Annotated in this window: 9 protein-coding genes; 6 read left to right on the forward strand and 3 right to left on the reverse strand. The window is 74.9% G+C overall.

The features are described 5' to 3' along the window. Window positions 1–119 precede the first annotated feature (119 nt). Both glgX and ACZ6ZI_RS14590 read left to right on the forward strand, forming a co-directional pair. The gene (gene glgX / locus ACZ6ZI_RS14585) at window positions 120–2,462 is read left to right on the forward strand and encodes a glycogen debranching protein GlgX (RefSeq protein ID WP_469520044.1); all 2,343 of its coding nucleotides are present in this window, start codon (window positions 120–122) and stop codon (window positions 2,460–2,462) included. 182 nt (window positions 2,463–2,644) lie between these two features. Continuing rightward, window positions 2,645–3,367, forward strand: a complete 723-nt coding sequence (locus ACZ6ZI_RS14590) for a CDP-alcohol phosphatidyltransferase family protein (protein ID WP_469520047.1) — start codon at window positions 2,645–2,647, stop codon at window positions 3,365–3,367. On the opposite strand, the gene ACZ6ZI_RS14595 is transcribed toward ACZ6ZI_RS14590, so the two are convergent. Then, entirely contained in the window at window positions 3,348–3,830 is a 483-nt protein-coding gene (locus tag ACZ6ZI_RS14595; RefSeq protein ID WP_469520050.1) for an FAD synthase family protein, read from the reverse strand. The two genes, ACZ6ZI_RS14590 and ACZ6ZI_RS14595, sit on opposite strands and share 20 nt — an antisense overlap. Window positions 3,831–4,002: 172 nt before the next feature. Between ACZ6ZI_RS14595 and ACZ6ZI_RS14600 the strand changes: the two genes are divergently transcribed. Genes ACZ6ZI_RS14600 through ACZ6ZI_RS14610 form a run of 3 tightly spaced genes read left to right on the forward strand, consistent with a single transcriptional unit; the run spans window position 4,003 to window position 8,137 of the window. Beyond that, a complete protein-coding gene (locus ACZ6ZI_RS14600; protein WP_469520584.1) occupies window positions 4,003–5,208 on the forward strand; it encodes a glycosyltransferase family 4 protein in 1,206 nt (401 codons plus the stop codon). Further along, the gene (locus ACZ6ZI_RS14605; protein WP_469520053.1) at window positions 5,205–6,920 is read left to right on the forward strand and encodes a lipopolysaccharide biosynthesis protein; all 1,716 of its coding nucleotides are present in this window, start codon (window positions 5,205–5,207) and stop codon (window positions 6,918–6,920) included. Before ACZ6ZI_RS14600 ends, ACZ6ZI_RS14605 begins: the two co-directional genes overlap by 4 nt. Further along, the gene (locus ACZ6ZI_RS14610) at window positions 6,917–8,137 is read left to right on the forward strand and encodes an MATE family efflux transporter (protein WP_469520056.1); all 1,221 of its coding nucleotides are present in this window, start codon (window positions 6,917–6,919) and stop codon (window positions 8,135–8,137) included. The genes ACZ6ZI_RS14605 and ACZ6ZI_RS14610 overlap by 4 nt, the downstream gene beginning before the upstream one ends. Before the next feature lie 83 nt (window positions 8,138–8,220). Here the strand turns inward: ACZ6ZI_RS14610 and ACZ6ZI_RS14615 are convergent, their stop codons facing one another. Together ACZ6ZI_RS14615 and ACZ6ZI_RS14620 are read right to left on the reverse strand one after the other, a co-directional pair. Continuing rightward, window positions 8,221–9,414, reverse strand: a complete 1,194-nt coding sequence (locus ACZ6ZI_RS14615; RefSeq protein WP_469520058.1) for an amidohydrolase — start codon at window positions 9,412–9,414, stop codon at window positions 8,221–8,223. After that, window positions 9,411–10,874 carry an MFS transporter gene (locus ACZ6ZI_RS14620; RefSeq protein ID WP_469520061.1) on the reverse strand — a complete coding sequence of 488 codons (1,464 nt, stop codon included), beginning with the start codon at window positions 10,872–10,874 and terminating at the stop codon, window positions 9,411–9,413. Before ACZ6ZI_RS14620 ends, ACZ6ZI_RS14615 begins: the two co-directional genes overlap by 4 nt. A 415-nt stretch (window positions 10,875–11,289) precedes the next feature. On the opposite strand from ACZ6ZI_RS14620, the gene ACZ6ZI_RS14625 reads away from it, so the two are divergent. Next, complete coding sequence (locus ACZ6ZI_RS14625; RefSeq protein WP_469520064.1) at window positions 11,290–12,276, forward strand: Lrp/AsnC family transcriptional regulator; 987 nt, start codon at window positions 11,290–11,292, stop codon at window positions 12,274–12,276.

The following is a 12,276-nucleotide window of genomic DNA, read 5'->3' on the forward strand; positions in this document are numbered from 1 at the left end:
GGCCACGTTCCGGGCAGAACAGTCCGGGCAGAACAGTGGGAAGGACCAGACGGGGGCGGGCCGGGCAGGGACGCCGGGCCGCGCGCCCCGCCGGTACCCAGGAGCCGTGGAGGCGGGCAGTGTCGAGCGCAGCCGAGCAAGAGGCGGTGGATGCCGCCACCGTGACCGCCGGGAACGGCAGGGCCACGCACAGCGGGACGGACGGAACGGACCCGGCGGGCGGGACGGACCTCGCGGACCCGGTGCGCGTGCGGGTCCCCGGGAGGGTCCCCGACCCGGCCCCCGAGCGGGTCCCGCGCGCCGTCGCCCCACCGGCGCCGGCCGTGTGGCCCGGGTCCTCGCACCCCCTGGGCGTGCGGTACCACGTCGGCCCCGGCGGTGTCGCGGGGACGAACTTCGCGCTGTGGGCCCAGGGTGCGGAGGCGGTGGAACTGTGCCTCTTCGACGAGGACGGCACCGAGACCCGGGCTCCGCTGACCGAGCTGACGCACGAGATCTGGCACGGCTTCGTGCCCGGCGTGGGCCCCGGCCGGCGCTACGGGTACCGGGTGCACGGGCGCTGGGACCCCTGGACGGGCGCCCGGTACAACCCGGCCAAGCTGCTCCTGGACCCGTACGCGCGCGCCGTCGACGGCGACTTCACGCTGCCGCCGGAGGTGTACGGGCACGTGCGGGACTGGCCGCAGCAGTACATCGCGGACACCGTGCGCGACGACCGGGACTCGGCCCCGTTCGTCCCGAAGGGGGTCGTCGTCCACGATGACGACGACTGGGCGGACGACGTGCGGCCGAAGACGCCGTGGGCCGATTCGGTGATCTACGAGCTGCACGTGCGCGGGTTCACGATGCTCCATCCCGGGATTCCCGAGGAGCTGCGCGGCACCTACGCGGGGCTGGCCCATCCGGCGGCGATCGAGCACCTCACCTCCCTCGGCGTGACGGCGGTGGAGCTGCTCCCGGTCCACCAGTTCGCGCACGAGGACCACCTGCTGCGCCGCGGGCTGCGCAACCACTGGGGCTACAACTCGATCGGCTACTTCGCCCCGCACGCCGGCTACTCCTCCAGCGGGACGGCGGGCGAGCAGGTCGGCGAGTTCAAGCGGATGGTGCGGGCCCTGCACGCGGCGGGGATCGAGGTCATCCTCGACGTGGTCTACAACCACACGGCGGAGTCCGGCGAGCTGGGTCCGACCCTGTCGCTGCGCGGGATCGACAACCGCGGCTACTACCGGCTCCAGTCCGACCAGCGCCGCTACGCCGACTACACGGGCTGCGGGAACACCCTGCACGCGGGCCGGCCGCACGTGCTGCGCCTGATCACCGACTCGCTGCGGTACTGGGTGACGGAGATGGGGGTGGACGGCTTCCGCTTCGACCTGGCGGCGGCGCTGGCCCGCTCGATGCACGACGTGGACATGCTGTCGCCGTTCCTCGCGGTGATCGCGCAGGATCCGGTGCTGCGGCGGGTGAAGCTGATCGCGGAGCCGTGGGACGTGGGCTCGGGCGGCTACCAGGTGGGGGCCTTCCCCCCGCTGTGGACCGAGTGGAACGACCGCTACCGGGACGCCGTACGGGACTTCTGGCGGGGCGCGCTGCCCGACGTGCGGGACCTCGGCTACCGGCTGTCGGGGTCGAGCGACCTGTACGCGTGGGGCGGGCGCAGGCCGTACGCCTCGGTGAACTTCGTGACGGCGCACGACGGCTTCACCCTGCGCGACCTGGTGACGTACGAGCGCAAGCACAACGACGCCAACGGGGAGGCGGGCCGGGACGGGACCAACGACAACCGCTCGTGGAACTGCGGGGTCGAGGGCGAGAGCGAGGACCCGCGGATCGGGGCGCTGCGGCGGCGGCAACTGCGCAACCTGTTGACGACGCTGCTGCTGTCGACGGGGGTGCCGATGCTGGTGGCGGGCGACGAGTTCGGCCGGACGCAGGGCGGCAACAACAACGCGTACTGCCAGGACAACGAGACGGGATGGGTGGACTGGTCGCTGCTGGGGGATCCGGCGTGGAGCGAGCTGTTCGCGCTGGCCCGGCGGCTGGTGGCGCTACGCCGGGACCATCCGGTGCTGCGCCGGCGGGCCTTCTTCTCGGGGCGCTCGCAGGGTGCGGACGGGCTGCGGGACCTGGCCTGGTTCACCCCGGCGGGAGCGGAGATGACCGAGCGGGACTGGTACGCGCCGGCCGCCGCGCTGGGGCTGTACCTGTCGGGGCGGGACATCCCCGGGCGGGACGAGCGGGGCCGGCAGGTGAACGACGACAGCTTCCTCGCGCTGCTGCACGCCGGGGACCGGCCCGTGGAGTGGGTCCTGCCGGGGGCGCCGTGGGCGGAGGCGTACGAGCTGGTGCTGGACACCTCGCGGGAGTCCCAGGCGACGGCTCCGGGGGTGGTGCACCGGGGCGGGCGGGCGGTGACGGTTCCGGCGCGGTCGGTGCTGCTGTTGCGGGTGGTGTCGTAGGGGCGGTGCCCTCGGGGGCGGTGTCGTAGGGGCGGTGCCCGCGCAGGCGGTGTCGTAGCGGCGCGGGCGAGGGCGCCCGGGGAGGTCGGGGCGCATCCGGAGCGGAGGGCTTCGTTCGTCCTGCGATGATGTGGGCTTCCCGGGGGACCATCGAACGCACGGACACACGAACAGGGGTACGCATGGGCAGAGTCGGGACCGCGCTGGGGGAGCTGCGCGGGGCGCAGAAGTCGGCGAAGGGGGTGTCGCTCTACTCGCGGTTCGTCAACCGGCCCGCCGGGCGGTACCTGGCCGCCGGGTCGTACGCGGTGGGGCTCACCCCGAACGGGGTCACGCTGGTCAGTGCCGCGTTCAGCTTCGCCGCGGTGGCGGTGGTGGCGCTGGCGGCGCCGTCCTGGTGGCTGGGCGCGGCCGTGTGGGCCGCGCTCGCGGTCGGGTTCGCGTTCGACTCCGCCGACGGGCAGTTGGCCCGGCTGCGCGGGGGCGGCAGCGCGGCGGGCGAGTGGCTCGACCACGTCGTGGACGCGGCGAAGCTCACCGCCCTGCACTCCTGCGTCCTGATCGCCTTCTACCGCTTCCCCGACGCCTACGGGACGCACGGTCCGGGCTGGCTGCTGGTGCCGCTCGGCTTCCAGTTCGCCGCCGTGGTCACCTTCTTCGGCGGGCTGCTGACGGAGAAGCTCAGGCCGAAGCCCGCGCCGGGCAGTCCCGCCGCCGCGCCCTCGACGCTGCGGGCGGTGGCGCTGCTGCCGGTGGACTACGGGGTGTTCTGCCTGGTGTTCCTTCTCCTGGGCGGCGGGCCGGTGTTCGCCTGGGCGTACGCGGCGCTGGGCGCGGTGGCCGCCCTGTTCCTGGCGGCCTTCCTCGCGAAGTGGTTCCGGGAGCTCAGCGCCGTTCGGCGGTGAGCTGCTCGGGCGGCGGCGCGGCGAGCGCGTCCAGGGCGCGGCGCAGCTGGGTGCTGGAGGTGTGCACCGTGTAGGGGAAGTAGACGACGTCGACCCCGTGGGCGGCGAAGTCCTTCTCCAGCCGGTCGCCCTTGGGCGTGCCGCGCCAGTCGTCGCCCTTGAAGATCACGTCGAAGCGGACCTGCTTCCAGGTCTCGACCTTGTCCGGAACGGTCTCCACGAAGGCGGCGTCGACGTACTTGACGCTGCGGACGATCTCCAGTCGTTCGACCAGGGGGATCATCGGGCGGCGCCCCTTGGCGAGTTCGGCCATCTCGTCGGAGACCACGCCGGCCACCAGGTAGTCGCACCGGCTGCGGGCGTGCCGAAGGATGTTCAGGTGTCCGATGTGGAAGAGGTCGTAGGCGCCCGGCGCGTACCCGACCCGGTACGGCCTGCGCGCGACCGGCGCGGGCTCGGACATGTCGTGCTCCATTGTCAGTTACCCCCCAGCGACCACACCCCCCGGTGTGGCGGATGAGCAGACAATAGCGTGGACGTTCCGCACCCGGCCGGTGAACGCATAGGGTGACGTGCGCATCATCCAGGGGAGAAGGGGACGTTCAGTGTCCACATCCGGTCACCGGCGGCTGCTGCTGGTTTCCACCAACTACGCCCCCGAGCACGCGGGCATCGGCCCGTACGCCACCCAGATCGCGGAGCACTGGGCGAGTACCGGCCACGACACGCACGTACTCGCCGGCATGCCGCACTATCCGGCCTGGTCGCTCGAAGCGGAGTACAAGGGGGCGCTGCGGCGCACGGAACGGCGTGGCGGGGTGACCGTGCACCGGCGTGCGCACACGGTGCCGCCGCGTCAGACCGCCGTGAAGCGGGCCCTGTTCGAAGGATCGATTCTGCTGCACGGCGCGGTGGCCCCGCCCCGGATGCCGAAGCCGCACGCGATCCTCGCGCAGATGCCGAGCCTGGCGGGCGGCGTACTGGCGGCGCGGCTCGCGGCGAAGTGGAAGGTGCCCTTCGTCCCCGTCGTCCAGGACCTGATGGGCGCGGCCGCCGCGCAGAGCGGCATCAGCGGCGGCGACAAGGCGGCGGCGCTGGCCGGGCGGGCGGAGGCGTACGCGCTGCGGCGCGCCACGCTGGTCGGCGTCATCCACGAGACCTTCGTGGAGCGGGTCGTCGGCATGGGCGTGGACCCCGGCCGGATCCGGATCGTGCCGAACTGGTCGCACGTGCCGCAGCCCAGCAGGCCGCGCGGCGAGACCCGGCACCACCTGGGCTGGGCCCCCGGCCAGACGGTCGTGCTGCACTCCGGGAACATGGGGCTCAAGCAGGGCCTCGAAGTACTCGTCGGGGCGGCCCGGTTGGACCCGGAGGTCAGGTTCGTGCTGATGGGCGACGGCAGTCAGCGCCAGGCCCTCGCCGACCTGGCGGCGGACGTGCCGAACCTGGACATCATCCCCCCTGCCGCGGACGGAGAGTTCCCCGATATCCTCGCCGCGGCGGACGTGCTCGCGGTCACGCAGCACGCGGCCGTGATGGACATGAGCGTGCCGTCCAAGCTGACCTCCTACTTCCAGGCGGGCCGTCCCGTCGTCGCCTCCGTGGCGGCGCGGGGCGGGACCGCCCAGGAGGTGGAACGTTCCGGCGCCGGCGTCCTCGTACCGCCGGAGGACCCCGCGGCCCTGCTGAAGGCCGTACGGGCCCTGGCCGAGGACCCCGAGGGGGCGGACGCGCTGGGCTCGGCCGGGCCCGCCCACGTGGCGGCCCACCTGAGCCGTGAGGCGGGCCTGGCCCGCATCGACGCACTGATGGAAGAAGCACTGGGGGGCCACAGGCCGTGAGCGAGACGAACCGACCGGCAGCGGTCCCCACCGAGGACGAACCCGACCTCCTGAGGGACCAGTTCAGGCAGCTCCTGCGCTACCGCCGGCTCCTCGGCGCGGGCGTGGGCATCGGTCTGCTGGGCGGCGTCTACCTCGGCATATCCACCGCGGACACCTACGTGGCCTCCGCCGACGTCGTGCTGCGCGCGCCCACCGACGACCCGTTCAACCCGAGCCTGGCCCCCGACAAGGCCATCAACATCGGCTCGGAGCGTCAGGTCGCGCTCTCCAGCTCCATCGCGGAGGCGGCCAGGCAGAAGCTCGGCGTCGCCGAGAAGGACTTCAAGGCCCTGCGCGCCGGGCTCCAGGTGACCAACCCGCCCCAGACCATGGTGCTGCGGTTCACCTACACCGCCGCCTCCCCCACGCAGGCCGCCAAGCGCGCCAACGCCATGTCGGAGGCGTACCTGCTGAAGCGGCAGGAGGCCCTCGACGCCACCCGCGACCGCATGGTCAAGGGGTACAAGGACCAGCGCGACCCGGTGGCCAAGGAGCTCGACGAGCTGGCCAAGGAGATCGCCCGGATGCCGGCCGGGGCCGCGCGCGACGCCGCCACCTCCTCCAAGACCGACCTCCAGAGCGAGGTCGGCGGCTACAACGGCAAGATCACCAAGCTGGAGGCGCTGGACATGACCCCCGGCCGGGTCACCAGCTCCGCCACCCCTCCCTCGGGCGCCGACGGGCCGGGCCTGCCGATGTCGCTCGCGCTCGGCACCGCCGTGGGGCTGGCCCTCGGCCTGCTGGCCGCCTGGGTCCGGCTCGTCTTCGACCCGGCCCCGCGCTCCGAGGGCGACGTGTCGCGGGCCCTGCGCGCGCCCGTGCTCGGCTCCCTGCCCCGGGACCGCACCGGCGGCGGACCGCTCCTCGCGGCCGGCGAGGCCGATCCCCGGCTCGCCGAGGAATACCGCTCGGTGGCCTTCCGGCTCGCCTACGACTCCCGCTTCGCCGACCGGCGCCGGCTCCTGGTCGTCGCCCCGCGCGGCAGCAGCGAGGCCGCCGCCGCCGTGGCCGTGAACCTGGCCGCCTCCTTCGCCGAGACCGGCAAGGACGTCCTGCTCATCGAGGCCGACCTGCGCACCCCCGTCCTCGCCGGCCAGCTGCCGACCGAGGCGGGCGCACGTCCGCGCTGGAGCCAGGGCGCGGGCGGCGAGGGCGACGGGCGGTCCGGTGACTCCGACTGGCCCGAGGGCCGCCGGCTCGTGGTGGACGCCGGGGAATCGGGCTCCTTCGACCTGATCCCGGGCGAGCGGGTGCGCAACGTCGCCCGCTCCCTGACCTCCCCGCGCGCCACCCGGCTGATCTCCGAGGCCGACTCCCCCAACTCCACCGTCGTGGTGCTCGCGCCGCCCGTCCTGTCCTACGCCGACGCGCTCGCGCTCGTCGACCGCGTCGACGGGGTACTGGTGGTCTGCGACCCGCGCGCCGTGTACCGCAGCGACCTGGCCCGGATCCGCGAACTGATCAGCGGCGCCGGCGGCACCGTCCTCGGCGCGGTGCTCCACGCCCCGCAGCCGGGCGACAAGCGCGGCGCGACCCGCGGCTCCGCGCCCGCCCCGGCGGGCGGCGCTCCCGACGGGCCGGCGCCGCGCGGCGACGGCTCCGACGGGCCCCCGTCGGGGGACGCTGGCGACACCGTCGCGCTGCGCACGGTCCGCACGGGCCAGAGGTGAGCCGGCGGGGTCTCGCCGCGGTCTCCTCGATCCTGGACCAGGCGGCCTCCAGCGCCACGAACATCCTGGTCCTGGTGCTGGCCGCCCGGCTGTCGTCCGCGTCCGGCTTCGCCGACTTCTCGATGGTGTACGTGACCTTCAGCGTGCTCCTCGGGCTGAACATGGCCTACGTCGGCCAGACCGTGGTGCTGGAGAAGGGCGAACGCCTCGGCGTCGTGTGCCGCTCCTCGGTGCTGTTCTCCGCCGCCGCCTCGACGGTCGCCGCCCTGGTGCTCGCCGGCGTCGGTCTGGCCCTGCCCCGGGGCGCGGGAGGGGCGTTCCTCGCGCTGGGCGCGGTCCTGCCTCTCGTCCTCGTCCAGGACGGGCTGCGCTACTGCTTCTCCGCGCTGCGGGCGCCCGAGCGGGCGTTGGCGGCGGACGCGCTGCGGCTGGTGTGCGTGGTCGTGGCGCTGGCCGCGCAGCCGGCCGGGGCCTCCGCGGGCCGGCTGGTGCTGGTGTGGGGGCTGTCCGCGCTGCCCGCGCTGGCGCTCGGTCTGTGGCTGCTGCGCCCGTACGTGCGGGGTGCCCGCGCCGAACTGCGGCCGTACCTCGGCCGGGGCCACCTGGGCCGGCGGTTCGTCGTCGAGTTCGCGGTGGGCAACGGATCGAGCCAGCTCGCCGTCCTGGGGCTCGGCGTCTTCGCCACCCCGCTCGCCGTCGGCGCGCTGCGCGGCGCGACCACCCTCTTCGGGCCGCTGAACGTGCTGTTCAACTCGACGAACGCCTTCGGGCCGCCGGTGGTCGGGCGGGCGTCCGGCAAGCGGGGCGTGATCCGGCTGACCGCACTGATGGGCGCGGCCCTCGCGGTGCTGGGCGCCGGTTGGGCGGCGGTGCTGTACGCCCTGCCGGAGCGGCTGGGCCGGCACCTGCTGGGCGACACCTGGACGGCCGCGTCCGCGCTGCTGCCGGCGACGGGCGCGCAGTACGCGGTGATGGGCCTGGGCACCTGCGCGCTGCTGACGCTGCGCGTGCTCAACCCGAGGGCGACGCTCTCCCTCCAGGTGGTGTTCTCGCTGCTGTCGGTGGCGTTGCTGCTGGGCGGGTACGCGCTGTGGGGCGTGGCCGGCGCCGCCTGGGGCCTGGCCCTGGGCTCCGCCGCGAAGGCCGCCGCCGGTTGGCTGCGCGCGGCCCGGCTGAAGGTGCCGGCCGAGCCGGCCGGGGCGCCCGTCGCCGTGTGAGCGCGTACGCCGGGTGAGCGCGTACGCCGGGTGCGGGGCGGGCGCGCGGCGGCCGTGGGGGCCGCCGCGCGCCCCGGTCCCGCTCAGGCACTCGCCGCCCCGGAGGCGCGGGAGGCGAGGCGGGTGAGCAGGCCTTGGCGGTGCAGGGGGTCGCGGGCCAGGTCGATCGCGGTCCAGGCCATGGCCAGGCCGCCGTCCAGGACCGCGCGGTCGGCTCCGGCGGAGACCCCGTGGCGGGTGAACTCCGGGTTGTGCATGATCGCGTCCCCGCAGTCGTAGCCGATCATCGGGTGGATGGTGGGCACGACGTGGGAGACGTTGCCCATGTCGGTGGAGCCTCCGCGCAGGGTCGGGTCGCAATCCTGGACCCGGCGTCCGAGGTCGCGGGCGGCGGCGAGGTAGCGGCGGCCGATGTCGAAGTCCTGGCGCAGGTCCGCGTAGTCGTTCCCGACGGTCTCCAGGAGGAGTTCGGCCCCGGTGGCCAGCGCCCCGGCCTCGAAGCAGGCGCGGACGCGGGTCTGGAGCTCGGCGAGTTCCGCGCTGGTGACGGCCCGGCAGTCGTACTCGGCGGCCGTGCGGGCGGGGATGACGTTCGCGGCCTCGCCGCCGCCGGTCACCACGCCCGAGACGACCGCGCCGGGCCGCATCTGCTGGCGGTGGGCGGCGATGGCCACCTGGGCGATCATCATGGCGTCGGCGGCGTTGATCCCGCGCTCCGGCATCGCGGCGGCGTGCGCGGCGCGGCCGGTGTAGGCGACCTTCCAACTGCTGATGGCGAGCGAGCTCATGCCGACCGAGTCCGATGGCGCCGCGTGCACCATCATCGCGGCGGCCACGTCGTCGAAGGCGCCGGCCCGGAGCATGTCCACCTTGCCGCCGCCGGACTCCTCGGCCGGGGTGCCGAGCAGCCGCACGGTGATGCCCAGTTCGTCGGCGAGCGGGGCCAGCGCGAGGGCGGCGGCCACCGAGGCCGCGCCGTTGACGTTGTGGCCGCAGGCGTGGCCGATGCCGGGCAGGGCGTCGTACTCCGCGCAGATCCCGATGACCAGGTCCCCGCCGCCGACGCGCGCGTCGAGCGCGGTGGGCAGCCCGTACGCGCCCCGGGTGACGGCGAACCCGGCGCGTTCCAGGAGGTCGGCGATCCGGCGGGCGGCGCGGTGTTCCTCGTAGGCGAGTTCGGGGTCGGCGTGCAGGGCGTGGCTCAGGTCGAGGACCTCGTCCTGGCGGGTGGTGAGGATGGCGCGGGCGCGTTCGCGCGTCGCCTCGACGGTGTTCATCGGCGGGCCTCCCCGGCGCGCGGGTCGCGGTAGAGCAGGCCCAGGCCCGCGCCCGCGAGGGCGACGACGGTGCACAGGGTCCACGAGGTGGTGTAGGCGCCCAGCTCGGGCAGGGCGTGCCCGGCGGGGGTGCGGGCGGCGAAGACGGTGAGGACGGCGGCGGCGCCGACGGAGCCCCCGACGTTGATCAGCAGTTCGTTGATGCCCGAACCGACCGAGGTCCGGTCGTGCGGTACGGATTCCACCGCGAGGGTGCGCGTGGAGTGCTGGAGGAAGCCGGTGCCCAGTCCCGCGACGGCGGTGCCCGCCAGGAACAGCGCCTGGTCGGAGTGGCAGGTGAGGGACAGCAGGTAGCCGGCGGCCATCAGCAGCGAGCCCGCGACGAGGGTGAGCCGGTCGGAGACGGCCGCGGCGAGGGCGGGGGCCAGCAGGGCGCCGAGGGCGAGGGCGAGCATGTTGGGCAGCATCGCGAGGCCGATGGCGAAGGGGTCCAGGCCCAGGCCGTAGCCGTTCTCGGCGGGGTCGGTCCCCAGGAACACGGGGTTGGCGACCTGGAGGCCGATCATCCCGAAGGTGAAGGTCAAGGTGACCAGGGAGACCACCACGACGTTGCGGCGGCGGAACATCCGTACGTCGATCATCGGCTCGGGGGTGCGCAGTTCCACCGCGACCCACAGCGCGGTGACCAGGGTCCCGCCCACCAGGACGGCGAGGGTGCGCGCCGAGGTCCACTCCCAGCCGGGGGTGCCACCGAGGCCGAGGCCGAGCATCAGCGCGACCAGGCCCAGGCAGAGCAGCAGGCCGCCCGCCCAGTCGACCCGGCCGCCCGGTCGGTGCTCGGACTCGGGCAGCAGCGGCCACGTGACGGCGAGGGCCACGGCGGTGGCGACGGCGGGCACCCACAGGGCGGCGGTCGGGCTGTCCACGGCCTTGGCCACGAAGCCGCTGGCGACCAGGCCGAAGGCGATGCCGCCAACGAGGGCGGCGACCATGAGGCTGATGCCGCGGCGGCTCTCGCCGTCCGCGTCGGCCCCGGCCTTGCCGGCGCGGTTGCGCAGGATGCCCACGAGCAGCGGGAAGAAGCCGGCGAAGGCGCCCTGGAGGATCTGGCCCACGAGCAGGGTGCCGAAGGAACGGCTGAGGCCGACCAGGACCGAGCCGAGCAGCACGATCGCCAGGTTCCAGCGCAGCACCCGGCGGTGGCCGTACAGGTCGCCCATGCGGGAGAGCACGGGGGTGAAGGCGACGCTGGCCAGCAGGTTGGCGATGCTGATCCAGTTCAGGTCAGCGGCCGATACCCGCAGGGTCTCCGTCAGCCCGCGCAGCAGCGGGGACAGGAAACCCTGGGTGATGCCGCTGGAGAGCTCCACGAGCACGACGGAGGCGATCACGGCGGTGGCGGGGGTCGCGCGCACGGTGGGTCTGGAGGGGCGGGCGACCTGGGCGTCCGTGGACGTCATACGTACCACCTGTTCGGGAGTGGCCGAGGCGGCCGAGGCAGGGAGCGGAGGGGTTCGCCGCGCCCCCGTCGTCGGCCGGGGGCGCGGCGCCATCCGCATCACAATGTCCGGCGCCCGCCGCGCCCCCGGCAATACCGGGCCCCATAATCGGGTGAACGAGGCATGCGGGCGCCCCCGCGCGGTGGATTCCGGCGGCCGGCGCCCCGCACGGGCCCTCCTCGGGCACGCCGACCGGCGCCCTCCGACCGTGCCGTACGGTCACCCCGGCGTACGGTCACCCCGGCGTACGGCCGCACGGTCGCCCGGCCACCGCCACCGCCACCCGGCCCGGCCCCGTCGGGCGGGCCGCCCGGCCGCCCGGCCGCCCCGTACGGACGGCGGGGCTCCCCCGTCCACCCCATCCCCGGAGACAGCCGTGAGCGCCGCATCCCTTCCGGTCCTTGACGAGGTCGACCACCGGGTGCTGCGCGCCCTGCACCGCGACCCGCGCGCCGGGTTCGCCCCGCTCGCCGCCGCCATCGGGGTCCACGAACGGACGGTCGCCCGCCGCCTGGAGCGCATGACGGCCACCGGGCACGTCCGCTTCACCGCCGCGCTGGTCCCCGAGTACCAGGGCGAGGGCCTCACCGCCGAGCTGGCCGTGCGCTGCGCCCCGGGCCGGATCCACGAGACCGCCCTGGCGCTGGCCCGGCGGCCGGAGACCCGGTCCGTGGAGGTCGCCACCGGGGCGCTGGAGGTGTACGCCGAGCTGAACGCGCCCGACCACGAGGCGCTGCTGGCCCTGGTGGACACGGTGGTCGGGCGGCTGGACGGGGTGGTGGACATCCACTCCGGCGTGGTGCTGCGGCTGCTGCTCACGGCGGCGGACTGGGCCCCGTACGACGACGAGCCCACCGAGGTGCGCCGGCTGGTCATGGCGGGCGCGCCGCTGCCCGAACCCCTGGTCGTGGACGAGCTGGACCGGGCCCTGGTCGCGCTGCTGGGCCGGGACGCCCGGATGTCCACCACCCGGCTGGCCCGTGAGCTGCGGGTGGGCGAGAGCACGGCGCGGCGGCGCCTGACCCGGCTGATGTCCTCGCACGTGCTGCACCTGCGGCTGCACGCGGATCCGGCGGTGCTGGGCTACCCGGTGGAGGCCCGGTTCCGGCTCGGGGTCGCGCACAGCCGGCTGGACGCGGCGATCCGGCGGCTGGCGCGGGAGCCGGCCGTCCGGCACCTGGTGGTGACCACGGGCGGCGCGGCGCTCCTCGGCTACTCCAGCCACCGCGACATCCGGGACCTGCACGCCTTCACGACCCGGGTCTTCGCCGGGCTCGAAGGGGTCACCTCGACGGAGACCGCGCTGCTGATGCGGACCTACAAGCGGGCCGGCATCGCGGAGCCCCTCCCCCGCCCCTCCTGA

The organism is Streptomyces sp. NPDC103540 (genome assembly GCF_055584445.1).

Coding starts and splice junctions, on each gene's coding strand:
- ACZ6ZI_RS14620 (WP_469520061.1), bottom strand. CDS start 10,874: ATGACGTCCACGGACGCCCAGGTCGCCCGCCCCTCCAGACCCACCGTG.
- ACZ6ZI_RS14615 (WP_469520058.1), bottom strand. CDS start 9,414: ATGAACACCGTCGAGGCGACGCGCGAACGCGCCCGCGCCATCCTCACC.
- ACZ6ZI_RS14595 (WP_469520050.1), bottom strand. CDS start 3,830: ATGTCCGAGCCCGCGCCGGTCGCGCGCAGGCCGTACCGGGTCGGGTAC.
- ACZ6ZI_RS14590 (WP_469520047.1), top strand. CDS start 2,645: ATGGGCAGAGTCGGGACCGCGCTGGGGGAGCTGCGCGGGGCGCAGAAG.